Source organism: Pseudomonas sp. REP124 (genome assembly GCF_020164475.1).
Lineage (GTDB): Bacteria > Pseudomonadota > Gammaproteobacteria > Pseudomonadales > Pseudomonadaceae > Aquipseudomonas.
Window position 1 is genome coordinate 15,813 of the sequence record NZ_JAIQWX010000038.1, and the last position, 14,013, is coordinate 29,825.

Genomic DNA, 14,013 nt, shown 5'->3' on the forward strand with positions numbered 1-14,013 from the left:
AAGAGTTTGATGAGGTTTTAACAATGGCTGAACGTCTGAATAATGACTTCCAGTTCATCGAGGTCGGGCGCAAGGATCCGAAGAAGAAACTGTTGCGTCAACGCAAGAAAGAGTTCGTGGAAATCTACGAACCTTTCAAACCCCAGCAGTCGGCCGAACAGGCCCATCGCTGCCTGGGTTGCGGTAACCCGTACTGCGAATGGAAGTGCCCGGTGCACAACTTCATTCCCAACTGGCTCAAGCTTGTGGCCGAGGGCAACATCCTCGCCGCCGCCGAGCTGTCGCACCAGACCAACACCCTGCCGGAAGTCTGCGGCCGGGTGTGCCCGCAGGACCGTCTGTGCGAGGGTGCCTGCACCCTGAACGACGGCTTCGGCGCGGTGACCATCGGTTCGGTGGAGAAGTACATCACCGACACCGCGTTCGCCATGGGCTGGCGTCCGGACATGTCCAAGGTCAAGCCGACCGGCAAGCGTGTCGCGATCATCGGCGCGGGCCCGGCGGGCCTGGGCTGTGCCGACGTGCTCGTGCGTGGCGGCGTGACCCCGGTGGTGTTCGACAAGAACCCGGAAATCGGCGGTCTGCTGACCTTCGGCATCCCCGAGTTCAAGCTGGAAAAGACCGTGCTGAGCAATCGTCGCGAAGTCTTCAGCGGCATGGGCATCGAGTTCCGCCTCAACACCGAGGTGGGCAAGGACGTGACCATGGAGCAACTGCTCGCCGAATACGATGCCGTGTTCATGGGCATGGGCACCTACACCTACATGAAGGGCGGCTTTGCCGGTGAGGATCTGCCGGGCGTCTACGACGCGCTGGACTTCCTGATCGCCAACGTCAACCGCAACCTGGGCTTCGAAAAGTCGCCGGAAGATTTCGTCGACATGAAGGGCAAGAAGGTCGTGGTCCTGGGTGGTGGCGACACGGCGATGGACTGCAACCGTACCTCGATCCGCCAGGGCGCCAAGTCGGTGACCTGTGCCTATCGTCGTGACGAAGCGAACATGCCAGGCTCGCGCAAAGAGGTGAAGAACGCCAAGGAAGAGGGCGTGAAATTCCTCTACAACCGCCAGCCGATCGCCATCGTGGGTGAAGACAAGGTCGAAGGTGTGAAGGTGGTCGAGACCCGTCTCGGCGAACCGGACGCCCGTGGCCGTCGCAGCCCCGAGCCGATCCCGGGCTCCGAAGAGATTATCCCGGCCGACGCCGTGGTCATCGCCTTCGGCTTCCGCCCAAGCCCGGCGCCGTGGTTCGAGCAGTTCGAAATCCAGACCGACAGCCAGGGCCGCGTCGTGGCTCCGGAACAAGGGAAGTTCAAGCACCAGACCAGCAACCCGAAAATCTTCGCCGGCGGCGACATGGTGCGCGGTTCCGACCTGGTGGTGACCGCGATCTTCGAAGGCCGCAATGCGGCTGAAGGGATTCTGGATTACCTGGGCGTCTGATCACTTTCCAGCATTGGAATGCGATCAAAAATGTGGGAGCGGGCTTGCTCGCGAAAGCGGTAGATCAGTCACCATCACCGGTGGCTGACACATCTCATTCGCGAGCAAGCCCGCTCCCACAGTTGTTTCTCGGTGTTGCCAAATACCGGGCTTTCCCCGCGACAAATTGACCCGATAGACAAAAGGCTCCGCTCTTGCCGTGCCTTTTCCCTCGCGCTCTGAGAAAATGCCCGCACTTTTTTTCCGGATGCCGACATGACTGCCCTGAAGAACGACCGTTTCCTGCGCGCCCTGCTCAAGCAACCCGTAGACGTTACTCCCGTGTGGATGATGCGTCAGGCCGGACGCTATTTGCCTGAATACCGCGCAAGCCGTGCCAAGGCCGGCGATTTCATGAGCCTGTGCATGAACCCGTCGTTCGCCTGCGAAGTCACGCTGCAGCCGCTGGACCGTTATCCACAGCTGGATGCGGCGATCCTGTTCTCCGATATCCTGACCATCCCGGATGCCATGGGCCAGGGCCTGTATTTTGAAACCGGCGAAGGCCCGCGCTTCAAGAAAGTCGTCAGCACCCTCGCCGACATCGAAGCCCTGCCGATTCCCGATCCGCAGAAAGACCTCGGCTACGTCATGGACGCGGTCAGCACCATCCGCCGCGAACTCAACGGTCGCGTACCGCTGATCGGTTTTGCCGGCAGCCCATGGACCCTGGCTACCTACATGGTCGAAGGCGGCTCGTCGAAAGACTACCGCAAGACCAAAACCATGCTGTACGACAACCCGCAAGCCCTGCACCTGCTGCTGGACAAGCTCGCTCAGACGGTCACCAGCTACCTCAACGGCCAGATTCTGGCTGGCGCGCAAGCGGTGCAAATCTTCGACAGCTGGGGCGGCAGCCTGTCGGCGGCGGCTTACCAGGAATTTTCCCTGGCCTACATGAAGAAAATCGTCAGTGGTCTGATCCGCGAGCACGAAGGTCGCAAGGTGCCGGTGATCCTGTTCACCAAGAACGGCGGCCTGTGGCTGGAAAGCATCGCCGACGCCGGCGCCGACGCGCTGGGCCTGGACTGGACCTGTGACATCGGCAGCGCCCGCGCCCGCGTCGGTAGCAAAGTCTCCCTGCAAGGCAACATGGACCCGACCGTGCTCTACGCCAAGCCGGAAGCGATCCGCACCGAAGTCGGTCGCATTCTCGCCAGCTACGGCAAGGGCAGTGGCCACGTGTTCAACCTGGGCCACGGCATCACCCCGGAAGTCGATCCTGAACACGCAGGCGCTTTCCTGCGCGCGGTACATGAGCTGTCGGCCCAGTATCACGAATAAGCGTTTGTGAAATGATCGAAAGCCTGTCCGGCATTGCGCCGGACAGGCTTTTTTTGTGCCTGACGTTTTTCATGTTTAAGGCCGTTTTCACTGCGCGGGACAATTCCTTCATCCCCGTCGGAAAAGCGCTCAAGGTGACAATTCCTGCGTCCAACAGAGATTTTCCCTACATAGAAAATCCACTCATCCAAGTAAGGTTCCGGCCCCTTGCCCAGCCTCTTTGCTGAGCAATATCGCAAACATGGGCGCCAGCAATGTGCGCCTCAATCTTCGATAAGTAGTCTGGAATTCATTCTATGAACAATACCTCCTACAAGCGAAGTGCCCTGGCCAGCTGCACTTCTTCAATGATCCTGTTATCGGCCATGTTGGCGTCTCAAACCGTTTCCGCTCATGGCTACCTGGAAGTTCCGCCTTCGCGCGCACTGCTTTGCCAGAAAGGCCTGAACACCAACTGCGGCGGCGCGCAGTACGAGCCGCAAAGCGTCGGTGAAACCTTCAAGGGCTTCCCGGCCGGTGTCGGCGGCTCGCCTCTGCAAGGCCCGATCGACGGCAAGATTCCGAGCGGCGGTCACTCGATGTTCTCGTCACTGGACGCGCAGTCCGCCACCCGCTGGCACATGACGGAAATCAAGGATCGCAACATCGATTTCCAATGGCACTACACCGCCATTCACCCCGCCACCAAGCACGAATACTTCATCACCCGTAACGGCTGGAACCCGAACGAGCCGCTCAAGCGTGCGACCTTCGAAAGCACGCCGTTCTGCACCAAGGACGGCGGCAACCAGAAGCCGTCCAACAGCGACAAGCACAACTGCACCATTCCTGCGGACAAGACCGGCCAGCACGTGATCCTCGGCATCTGGACCGTTGGCGACACCGATGCGGCGTTTTACAACGCGACGGACGTGAACATCATTGCCGAGCCTGAACTGCCGGGCGGCTGGTCCTCCGTGGGCAGCATCGCACCGTCGACCCCGTTGCTGGTGGGCGACAAGGTCAAGGCTCGCGCGTTCTCGGCCAATGGCGAGAACACGGAGTACCACGTCGAGATCGCCATCGCGACAGCCGAGGAAGGCGCGCCGCAGAACTGGTCGTTCAAGCTGGCTGAAGCCATCAACAAGGCCCACACCCTGATCCGCGCCGGTGTGCGTGACGAAAACGGCACCATCGAACCGGTCAAGGGCAACAACACCCTGTACGCGCAAAAAGAAAGCGGCGTGACCCGTTACGAAGTGCAGCTGAACATGCAGGAAGATGCGGCGGCGCGCCTGTCGGTGTCGTCGGTACAGCCTGAATACGTGCTGGAGAAAGGTCTGGTCAAGGCTGATTTCAGCGTGATCTCCAACCGCAAGATGAATCTCGAAGCCACCCTGTTCGACCAGAACAATAAAGCGGTCGGCACCACTTCGGCACAAATCGAAAGCGGTGCGGCAACCCTGGTCATGGATGTGCGCAGCAACCCGGGCGCCCATACCCTGACTCTGGTTGGTACCACTCTGGATGGTCGTACCACCCGTCAGGACACCAAGTCGGTCAACGTGACCGGTGAAGGCGCTGGCGCCGACTACGACTTCGTCTTCCCTGAAGGCCTGAACGACTACAAGGCCGGGACCAAGGTGCTGCAGCCGAAGACCAACGAGGTTTTCGAGTGCAAGCCATTCCCTGAGTCGGGCTACTGCAAGCAGTACACCCCGACGGCCGCCGGCTTTGAGCCGGGTGTCGGTGCGCATTGGCACATGGCTTGGGACAAGCTCTAAGTCCTCTTCACCCTTTGGGCGCTCACTGCTGGGCGCCTGAAGGCTAATGTCGAAATTCGCTTTTTTGTAGCAGCTGGCGAAGTCTGCGTCCGGCTGCGCAGCAGTCGCAAATTCAGGCGCCACGGTCTGTCAGGTCGACCCGGTGTGCCGGTTTTACGACTGCTGCGCAGCCGGACGCAGGCTTCGCCAGCTGCTACAGGTTCTGCGGCGGCCGAATGTCTGTTGTTTTTTCAAACATCGAGTGATCTTGTGTCGATCCCTTTCAAACGCCACATCCCTGCTTTTGGCCTGCTGGTTTTATCGGTGGGCTATGCGGTGTTCGTGCTGTGGCAGGAGTGGCAGTTTCGTCAGCAGCTGCCTCGGTTATCTGAAGTTGCGAGGCCAGCGACAGTGGTGTCCGAGCCGGCAACGCTGGATGCAACTGCCGTTGCCATGGTGTTGGGCTTCACCTCCACAGACACGCCACAGGCCAGCGCCGAACCCCTGACCCTGCACGCGAGTTTCGTGGCCAGCGATGGTCTGTCCAAGGCCCTGCTGGCCGATGCCCAGGGTCCGCGCCTGTATCAGGTCGGCGAGCGTTTGCCAGGTGGCAGCGTGTTGCGCCGGGTCGAAACCAATCAGGTGTTGCTGTGGAACAAGGGGCGCGAAGAGCGGCTGACCTTGCATGCGCCCGCCGCGCGCTTCCTGCGTCAGCTCGAAACTGCGGCCGACGCCCAGGCCCCTGGCGTTACCACGCGTTTTCTACGCCCGTTTTCCGGGCTGTCAGAGTGATCGAATTCATGAACAGCTTCATTGGCGCGCAGGCTTTGCGCTCCATGTTTCTTTGCGTCTTGCTGGCGACCCTGGGCACGACGCATGCCGCGGAAGAAAAATGGCAGTTGGCGATGAACAACGCCGAACTGCGAGACATCGTCGAAGAGATCTCCAGCATTCTCGGCACCACCGTCGTGCTCGATCCGCGAGTCTCCGGGCGCGTCACCGTCATGTCCCCCAAGGCCCTCGATCGTGAGGGCGTGCGCCGGCTGTTCTATGCGGTGCTCGACGCTCACAACTTCACGGTCATCGATGAAGGCGACCGGATCCTGATCACCCCCGTGGCTGAAGCCAAGACCCGCGCCGGCACCGGCTCGACAGCCAACGCCACGGCTTCGCAATTCGTCACCCAGGTCATCGATCTGAACACCGGCAGCGCCGCCGATTTTGCCGGGCTGGTGCGGCCGTTGGTGTCGGCCAACGGCTATGTCGGCCCCTCGACCTCGGCCAATGCGCTGGTGGTCACCGAGACTGCCGCCAACGCCCAACGCATTGCCCAGGTGGTTCGGCAACTGGATTCGGGGCAGGGCAATCTGCACACGGTGATTGCGTTGCAGCACGCCCAGGCCAGCGACGTGGCCGCGCTGATGGAAGCATCTCTGGGCAAACGCAATGCCGAAAGCGCGATCCAGGTGCTGGCCGATACCCGCACCAACCGCCTGATCCTCATCGGCCCCGCCGCCGTCCGCCAACGCCTGAACACGCTGGCTCGTGGCCTGGATGTGCGCGCCACGGCGAGCCCCGACAATGCCCGGGTGATTCGCCTGCGTCACAGCGATGCCAAGCAGCTGGCGCAGATTCTGGAAACCTTGGGCCAGGGCAGAAAAGCAGCCGCGCCCTTGGGCGGTGCCAAGGACAGCACCTCCAGTTCGAACTTCATGATCAAGGCCGACGAAAGCCAGAACGCGCTGGTGCTGATCGCCGAGCCGGCACAGGTACAGACCATCGAGAGCATCGTGCGCCAACTCGACCAGCCTCGGGCGCAAGTGCTAATTCACGCGGCCATCGTCGAAATCTCCGGCGACATCGCCGAGGCAGTGGGCGTGCAGTGGAACCTCAATACCGGCGATGCCAAAGGCTTCATCAACTTCCCCGGCACCGACATTCCCATCGTCGGCGGCCTGACCTTCGACGAGAAAAAATCAGCACCTGAAGGCGCGTTGCTCAAGCTCGGCAGCGACCGCTTCGGCGCCTTGATTTCGGCCCTGGCCAGCAACACCCACAGCAACCTGCTGTCCACGCCTAGCCTGTTGACCCTGGACAATCAGGAAGCGGAAATCATCGTCGGCCAGAACGTACCGTTCAAAACCGGCTCCTACGCGACCAACAGCAGCGGCGCCGACAACCCGTTCACCACGGTCGAACGCAAGGACGTCGGCATCAGCCTGAAGATCAAGCCCTACATCAACGAAGGCTCGACCCTGCGCCTGGAAGTCGAGCAGGAAGTGTCGGACATCGCGCCCTCGGTCTCCGGCATCGATTCCTCGGACCTGATCACCAACAAACGCGCCCTCAAAAGCACCATCCTGGCCGACGACGGCGAAATCATCGTCATCGGCGGCCTGATCCGCGACAGCGTGCGAACCCAGAAGAGCGGGGTGCCGCTGCTACGTGACATTCCTTATCTTGGCGCGCTGTTCCGCTGGAACCGCGACACCCAGACCAAAAGCAACCTGATGGTGTTCCTGCGCCCGACCATCGTGCGCAGCAAGGAAGATTTGGCCGACGTCAGCCGCCAGCGTTACAACGCGCTGCGTGAGCTGAGCCAGCCCGGCGCCCGGGACAACAACTCGTTGCTGTTGCCCGCCGATGCCCGCCAGTTGTTCGAGCCGGGCGTCGAGGCGCCGAACCTTCCATGAGTTGGCCGACTGAGCTGCCATTCGGCTTCGCCCGGCGCTTCGGCGTTCTGCTGGAGTCCGAGGGCGATGCGCCAAGCCTGGCCATCCGCGCCGATACACCACTGACGGCGATTGCCGAGGCGCGCCGGGTTTGTGGTCGGGATTTGCCCGTGCGGATGCTGTCCTCCGAGGTCTTCGCCACCCGCCTGGCAGCTGCCTACCGAGAAGGCCAGAGCGCGGCCGAGCAGGTGGCCCAAGGGCTGGACGACGAACTGGACCTGCTCAGTCTGGTGGATCAGGTGCCGCAAACCGCCGATCTGCTGGAGCAGCAAGGCGATGCGCCGATCATCCGCCTGATCAACGCATTGCTCAGCGAAGCGGTACGTGAACACGCTTCCGACGTGCACCTGGAAACCTTCGAGCAGTACCTGTCGGTGCGCATGCGTGTCGACGGCCAGCTACGTGAAATGCTGCGCCCCAGACGTGAGCTGGCGACGCTGCTGGTGTCGCGGATCAAGGTCATGGCGCGGCTCGATATCGCCGAAAAGCGCATTCCCCAGGACGGACGCATGGCCCTGCGCCTGGCCGGGCACGAAGTCGATGTACGGGTCTCGACCCTGCCTTCGGCTCACGGCGAACGGGTGGTGTTGCGCCTGCTCGACAAGCAGGCCGGCCGCCTGGATTTGCAACGCCTGGGCATGCCGGACGACACCCTCGCGACCATGCGCCAGTTGCTCGGCAAACCCCACGGCATCCTGCTGGTGACCGGTCCCACCGGCTCGGGCAAGACCACCAGCCTGTATGCCGCCCTCAGCAGTCTGAACGACCAGACCCGCAACATCCTCACCGTCGAAGACCCCATCGAATATCACCTGCCGGGCGTCGGCCAGATGCCGGTCAATCCGAAGGTCGACATGACCTTCGCCCGAGGCCTGCGGGCGATCCTGCGTCAGGACCCGGACGTGGTGATGGTCGGTGAAATCCGCGATCGCGAGACTGCCGAGATTGCAGTTCAAGCCTCGCTGACCGGCCATCTGGTGCTTTCAACGTTGCACACCAACAGCGCGGTCGGCGCCGTCACGCGACTGGTGGACATGGGTGTGGATGCCTATCTGCTGGCGTCGTCCCTGGTGGGCATTCTGGCCCAGCGTCTGCTGCGTACTTTGTGCCCGAAGTGCAAAACGCCCTATATCGCCGATTCTGCTGTCTGCCAGCGCTTGGGACTGGAGGCCGGTGCACAGCTGTTCAGGGCGACGGGCTGTGAGCAATGCCAGCACGGTTATCGCGGGCGCGTTGGAGTCTATGAGCTGGTCAGCGTGACGCCCGCCCTGTCGGCGCTGATACATCAGGGCGCCAGTGAGCAGGCGCTAGCCCTCGAGGCACGCAAGGTATCGCGCAGCCTGTTCCAGGACGGTCGCCAGCGGGTGCTCGATGGCACGACCAGCCTCGACGAACTGCTGCGCGTGACCCGAGAGGATTGACCGATGCCGACCTTCGATTACCGCGCCGACGACGCGCAGGGCCGTCGCTGCAAGGGCCGGCTGGAGGCCGACAGCCCGAGACAGGCGCGACAACTGTTGCGCGAGCGCGGGCTGTGGCCGCGGGATGTGAAGGAGATCCGGATCGCCGCAGGCGCGAGTCCGCAGCACCGCCTGAGTGCGGCCGATCTGGCCCTGCTGACCCTGCAACTGTCCACCCTGGTTCAGGCTGGCCTGCCACTGGAAGAAGCCTTGCAGGCGGTGGCCAGGCAAAGCGCCAAACGCCGCGTCACCGGCCTGTTGTCGGCGGTCCGGAGCCGGGTCATGGAAGGGCACGCACTGGCCACGGCTTTGGGGCAATTTCCCAAGGCATTTCCCGAGCTGTACCGCGCCACCGTGGCGGCGGGCGAGCGCTCCGGGCACCTGGGCCACGTGCTGGAGCAACTGGCCGCCTACACCCAGGCTCGCCAGGCCTCGCGGCAGAAAATCCAGATGGCGCTGGTGTATCCGATGATCCTGATGTCGGCCAGCGTTCTGATCGTCGGTTTCCTGCTCGGATTTGTGGTGCCCGACGTGGTGAAGATTTTCGTCGATAGCGGCCAGGCGCTGCCCTGGCTGACGCTGGCGCTGATCAGCGTCAGCGACACATTGCGCAGTCACGGCGTGCTGCTGATGGGGGGGCTGGCGCTGCTGATCGGCGTTTGGCGCTGGAGCTTGCGCCAGCCCCAATGGCGCCTGCGCTGGCATCGCCTGCTGCTGAAAATGCCGGTTTTCGGCGAAGTGTTGCGAGCGATGGAGGCGGCGCGCTTCGCCAGCACCCTGGCGATTCTCGGCAAGAGCGCGGTGCCCTTGGTCGACGCTCTGGAAATCGCCGCCGCCGTGATCGGCAACCTGACCATTCGCGCACGCATGGTCGATGTCGCCCGCTCGGTCCGCGAGGGCGGCACCCTGACCCGCGGCCTGGAGCGCAGCGGCGATATCCCTCCGATGATGCTGCACATGATCGCCAGCGGCGAGCGGGCCGGCGAGCTCGACCGCATGCTGGCCCGCGCCGCCGAACAGCAGGAAAGCAGCCTGGCGGCGCGCATCGCCCTGGTCGTCAGCCTGTTCGAGCCGGCCATGCTGGTGCTGATGGGCGGCGTCGTGCTGCTGATCGTCCTGGCCATCCTGCTGCCCATTCTCAGCCTCAACCAATTGGTGAATTGACCCATGAAAGTCTCCCTTCACAGCGCGTCCCAGCGCGGTTTTACCCTGATCGAAATCATGGTGGTGGTCGTCATCATCGGCATCCTCGGGGCCATAGTGGTGCCGCAGTTCATGAGCCGTCCGGATCAGGCCAAAGTCACCGCCGCGAAGACCGATATCCAGGCCATCGCCACCGCCCTGGAAATGTATCGCCTGGACAACTTCCAGTACCCCTCGACCCAGCAGGGGCTCGACGCCTTGCACAAACGCCCGTCGGGGCTGCCGGCGGCGCGCAACTGGAACCCGCAGGGCTATCTGAAAAACCTGCCCGTTGACCCCTGGAGCACGCCTTATCAGTACCTCAATCCCGGCGTGAAATCGGGCAACGGCGGCTTCGACCTGTATTCCCTCGGTTCCGATGGTGTGGTGGGCGGTGAGGGGCACGCGGCCGACATCGGCAACTGGGGCGATTGATTCATGCCGCGTCGCTGTCGAGGGTTCACTTTGCTGGAAATGATGATCGTGATCGTGCTGATCGGCGTGCTGGTGGGCATGGTCAATCTGGCCACCGGCGGCAACCCGGCGCGTCAGGCCAGGCAGGAGGCGGACGCCTTGGCCGGTGTGATTCGCCAATTTCGCGAACGGGCGGTGTTGGAGAGTCAGGAGTACGGCGTGCGTTTGAGCAACGAGGGTTATCGGACGCTGCGTCTCGGCGTCAGTGGCTGGGAGCCGGTCACGGCGCTGTATCGCTGGCCGGCCGATCTGCGCCTGCGCCTGAAGCACGACGGCTATTTCGTGAACATCGCAAGCGACGAAGGCCCGCCGCAATTGCTGTTGCTCAGCAGCGATGAAATCAGCGCCTTCAGCCTGACCTTCGAAAGCGCTGGTCGCAGACTGTTGAGCCTGTCCAGCGACGGCATCGGCGAGGTGGTGATCGATGGCTAGGCGGCGCATGGGCGGCTTTACGCTGCTGGAAATCATGGTGGCGCTGACGGTGTTCGCGACGCTGGCGACGGCGGTGTTGTCGGCCAGCCAATATGTGCTCCGACAGGCCTCGACTGTGGAAGAGCGGTTGATTGCGGCCTGGGTGGCGGACAACCAATTGAATGAGCTGCGTCTGCAAAACGGGCTGGATTTCGGGCAGTCGCAGCGGGTGGTGCACATGGACCGCCGGGACTGGATCGTTCGCCAGCAGGTGGGCTCGTCGAGCGATCCGCGCCTGATCGCGATCGAGCTTCAGGTCAGCCTCGCCGGGCGCGATCAGACCCTGCACCGCGCCACTGGCTGGATTCCTCTTCGTGAGCAATGAGCAGCGCGGTTTCACCTTGCTCGAACTGGTGATCGCCCTGGCGATCTTCGCCTTGTTGGGCCTGGCCAGCTGGACGCTGTTCGACGGAGTCGTGCGCGTGCAGCAAGGCACCCAGAGCCATGATCGCGAACTGCGCAGCCTGCAACGGGCGGTCGCCCTCATCGAACGCGATCTGCTGCACATCACCGAACAGCCCATCATGCTGGAACAATCCCGCGCGCAATGGCAGCGGGGCAATTGGCGCAATCCGCTGGATCAACCGCGCAGCGAGCGCCAGTCCCTTTCCTACACACTCGACAACGGCGTGCTGTGGCGCGAGAGCCGCAGCGAAGGTGCGCTGGTCGTGCAGCGGCAGAAGCTGCTCGACGATGTTCGGCACCTGAGTTGGCGGCTGTTAGAGCGGCAGGGCTCGAAGGTTCCCGGAGCGCTGGAAGTGCAGCTGTCGGCAGGGCGCTTCGAAGGGGTTCGTCGGGTGCTGTTGTTGCCGGGAGCATTGCCATGAGGACGCGGCAACGAGGTGTGGCGCTGATCAGCGTGTTACTGGTCATGAGCCTGGCGCTGTTGATCATCGGCGGAGTGCTGCGCAGTCATCGGTTGATGCTGCAAAGCAGTGGGCAACAGGTGCAGCAGATGCACTTGCGCCAGCTTGCGGTTGCGGGGGAAAGCCGGGCGTTGGCGACGCTGCAGGAAGACGCTGGGCTCAATGCGGTGTTTGATCTGGACGACGCACAGATTCAGGTCGAGATCGAGGATCTGGCCGGGCGTTTCAATCTCAATGCTGTGTTGATTCAGGGGCAGATCGATCAGGTCACGCTCAATCGCTGGGCGCGTCTGCTGGTGCTGCTTGAACTGCCTGAAATGCGGCTGGAGCAAGTGGGCGCGTTGCGAGATTTGAGTCAGTTGCGACTGCTGCCGGGTATCGACGGCCAGTTATTGCGTCGGCTGGAACCCTGGGTTGCCGTGTTGCCCACGGACGCAGCACTCAACATCAGCACTGCGCCCGCGCTGCTGCTGCGCAGCCTGGACGACATTGATGCGGTGACGGCTGACGCACTCGTCCAACAGCGAACCACAAGCCTGTGGCCAAGCGTTCAGGCCTTCACAAACGATCCGTTACTCGCCGGTGCTGACGTCAGCAGCCATGGGCTGGGCATCGACAGCCGCTGGTTCCGCATCAACGTTCAGGTGGCTCAGGGGCAGAGCCGATTGCGCCTGTCCACCGATGTCGAACGCGATCCCAAGACACGCCAGTTCAACGTCCTGCAACGACGGTTGCTGCCGTCGAATCCCCACGAGATCTCTCCATGAAAACCTGGCTTTACCTGACCGCCGAAGGCCTCGCTGCGCCGTCGCTCGATTGGCCGTGCTGTCTTTGGTCCCCGGCCGGTCAACGGCAAACCATGCCCTTGAGCGAGGCGGCGCGTGCTTTGAAGGGACAGCATGTGGATCTGCTGTTGCCGATGGAGACGTGCAGTTGGGTGCGTAGCGAACCCTGGCCTTCGGGGCGACGACCGGATGCCAAGGCTCTCGGATTTGCTGTTGAAGAACAGTTGAGCGAAGCGCTGGAAACGGTGCACTTGAGTGTCGGTCGTCGTGATCCGCAAGGGCGTTACCCGCTGATGGTGATTGGGCGGGAGCGTTTTGCCGCGGTGCTGGCGCTGATGGTCGAGGCCGGGATTGAGGTGCGCTCGGTCTTCGTCGATGCGGATCTGTTGCCGGTGGATCAGGCCGTCGGTGTGCGGTGGTTTGGCCGTTGGGTTTTGGGTGGCGGGCTCGGGGCTCGGCTGGCGGTGGGGGAGGATGCGTTGCCGTCGCTCAAGCCATGCCTGCCCGCGGATATGCAGTGGCAGCAGGAGGAAATCGATGATTGGTTAAGGGGCGATCACAGCCACGCCATCAACCTGCTGCACGGTGAGTTCGCCGTGCGTCGCGCTTATTTTCCCTGGCGTTCAGGCGCGGTGGCAGCGCTGATTTTGGTACTGCTGACATGGGGCGCCAGTGAAACGCGCATCCGTTTTCTCGAACATGAAGGCCGTCAGCTGTACGGGCGCAGCGAACAGCAATTCAAGGCGCTGTATCCGGAGCAAACCCGCATCGTCGACCTTGCGGCGCAGTTCAGCGCTTTGCAGGGGCGGGGCGCGCAGGTGCAGGGCAGTCAAATCGCCGGTCTGGTCAAACTGGTCGAGCAGGTGATCGGCGCCAGTCACGTCGAGGTCCAACGCATCGAGTTTCGCGAAGGCGACGGCTGGAAAATCCAGCTCAGCGTCAACAGCTTTGCCGAGCTGGAGCAGTTGCGCGAACGGGGGCGACAACAAGGCTTGCCGGTGCGGCTCGACAGCGCGAGCAAAGAGCGCAATCGGGTATTGGCAACTTTGACCATGGAGCAAGGCGTATGAAGTTCACGGCATTCACTGCGAAGTGGCAGCGCATGACGCTTCGCGAACGACGGATGGTGTCGACTCTCGGCCTCTTCGTCCTCAGCGTCGCAGCCTTCTTCCTGATCTGGCAGCCGACCCAACAACGGCTGGCAACCGCCGAGCGCCAATACCGCCAGCAACTCGCCCTGGCGGCGCAACTGCAACAGGCGCAGCCCCGTGCACCGCAATCCACCGATCAGCCGTTATCGCTACGCATCAGCGAAAGCCTCGCCACCACAAGCCTGGAATTGCACCAGATGGACACCGACAACGACCTCCTGCGCCTGACCCTCAGCGGCGAGGCCAAGGACCTGCTGTCATGGCTCGACCAGCTGGAACGCGAACGCGTCACCCTGCAATCCCTGACCCTGGAAAAACGCGATACCGCCCTGCACGCCCAAGCCGTACTCAGACAATGAAGCCAAACACATTTCCCTGTGGGAGC

15 protein-coding genes are annotated in these 14,013 nt (G+C 62.6%); 14 read left to right on the forward strand and 1 reads right to left on the reverse strand.

Features of this window, described 5'->3' with window-relative positions:
• The first annotated feature begins 23 nt into the window (after nucleotides 1-23).
• A complete protein-coding gene (locus K9857_RS12095) occupies nucleotides 24-1,442 on the forward strand; it encodes an FAD-dependent oxidoreductase (protein WP_224536002.1) in 1,419 nt (472 codons plus the stop codon).
• A 255-nt stretch (nucleotides 1,443-1,697) separates the two neighbouring features.
• Nucleotides 1,698-2,765, forward strand: coding sequence for a uroporphyrinogen decarboxylase (hemE, locus tag K9857_RS12100; protein ID WP_224536004.1), 1,068 nt, complete (start codon nucleotides 1,698-1,700; stop codon nucleotides 2,763-2,765).
• Here the strand turns inward: hemE and K9857_RS12105 are convergent.
• Nucleotides 2,756-2,956: a hypothetical protein gene (locus K9857_RS12105; RefSeq protein ID WP_224536006.1), complete on the reverse strand. Its 201-nt coding sequence runs from the start codon at nucleotides 2,954-2,956 to the stop codon at nucleotides 2,756-2,758. The genes hemE and K9857_RS12105 overlap by 10 nt on opposite strands.
• A 105-nt stretch (nucleotides 2,957-3,061) precedes the next feature.
• On the opposite strand from K9857_RS12105, the gene gbpA reads away from it, so the two are divergent.
• The 12 genes from gbpA to gspM all read left to right on the forward strand — a co-directional run bounded on the left by gbpA (nucleotide 3,062) and on the right by gspM (nucleotide 13,987).
• Nucleotides 3,062-4,528, forward strand: a complete 1,467-nt coding sequence (gene gbpA / locus K9857_RS12110; protein ID WP_224536008.1) for an N-acetylglucosamine-binding protein GbpA — start codon at nucleotides 3,062-3,064, stop codon at nucleotides 4,526-4,528.
• A 249-nt stretch (nucleotides 4,529-4,777) separates the two neighbouring features.
• Nucleotides 4,778-5,299: a type II secretion system protein N gene (locus K9857_RS12115; RefSeq protein WP_318011754.1), complete on the forward strand. Its 522-nt coding sequence runs from the start codon at nucleotides 4,778-4,780 to the stop codon at nucleotides 5,297-5,299.
• A gap of 8 nt (nucleotides 5,300-5,307) precedes the next feature.
• Nucleotides 5,308-7,200 (forward strand): type II secretion system secretin GspD, encoded by a 1,893-nt coding sequence (gene gspD / locus K9857_RS12120; protein WP_224536010.1) that lies wholly within the window; start codon nucleotides 5,308-5,310, stop codon nucleotides 7,198-7,200.
• Nucleotides 7,197-8,660 (forward strand): type II secretion system ATPase GspE, encoded by a 1,464-nt coding sequence (gspE, locus tag K9857_RS12125; RefSeq protein WP_224536012.1) that lies wholly within the window; start codon nucleotides 7,197-7,199, stop codon nucleotides 8,658-8,660. Before gspD ends, gspE begins: the two co-directional genes overlap by 4 nt.
• Before the next feature lie 3 nt (nucleotides 8,661-8,663).
• Nucleotides 8,664-9,863, forward strand: a complete 1,200-nt coding sequence (gene gspF / locus K9857_RS12130) for a type II secretion system inner membrane protein GspF (RefSeq protein ID WP_224536014.1) — start codon at nucleotides 8,664-8,666, stop codon at nucleotides 9,861-9,863.
• Between the two features lie 3 nt (nucleotides 9,864-9,866).
• A complete protein-coding gene (gspG, locus tag K9857_RS12135) occupies nucleotides 9,867-10,316 on the forward strand; it encodes a type II secretion system major pseudopilin GspG (protein WP_224536016.1) in 450 nt (149 codons plus the stop codon).
• Between the two features lie 3 nt (nucleotides 10,317-10,319).
• Nucleotides 10,320-10,787, forward strand: coding sequence for a type II secretion system minor pseudopilin GspH (gene gspH / locus K9857_RS12140; protein WP_224536017.1), 468 nt, complete (start codon nucleotides 10,320-10,322; stop codon nucleotides 10,785-10,787).
• Entirely contained in the window at nucleotides 10,780-11,151 is a 372-nt protein-coding gene (gene gspI, locus K9857_RS12145; RefSeq protein ID WP_224536019.1) for a type II secretion system minor pseudopilin GspI, read from the forward strand. Before gspH ends, gspI begins: the two co-directional genes overlap by 8 nt.
• Nucleotides 11,141-11,653, forward strand: coding sequence for a prepilin-type N-terminal cleavage/methylation domain-containing protein (locus tag K9857_RS12150; RefSeq protein ID WP_224536021.1), 513 nt, complete (start codon nucleotides 11,141-11,143; stop codon nucleotides 11,651-11,653). The genes gspI and K9857_RS12150 overlap by 11 nt, the downstream gene beginning before the upstream one ends.
• Entirely contained in the window at nucleotides 11,650-12,459 is an 810-nt protein-coding gene (locus K9857_RS12155) for a general secretion pathway protein GspK (RefSeq protein WP_224536024.1), read from the forward strand. The genes K9857_RS12150 and K9857_RS12155 overlap by 4 nt, the downstream gene beginning before the upstream one ends.
• Nucleotides 12,456-13,547, forward strand: a complete 1,092-nt coding sequence (gspL, locus tag K9857_RS12160; protein WP_224536026.1) for a type II secretion system protein GspL — start codon at nucleotides 12,456-12,458, stop codon at nucleotides 13,545-13,547. The genes K9857_RS12155 and gspL overlap by 4 nt, the downstream gene beginning before the upstream one ends.
• Nucleotides 13,544-13,987: a type II secretion system protein GspM gene (gene gspM / locus K9857_RS12165; protein WP_224536028.1), complete on the forward strand. Its 444-nt coding sequence runs from the start codon at nucleotides 13,544-13,546 to the stop codon at nucleotides 13,985-13,987. Before gspL ends, gspM begins: the two co-directional genes overlap by 4 nt.
• Nucleotides 13,988-14,013 lie beyond the last annotated feature (26 nt).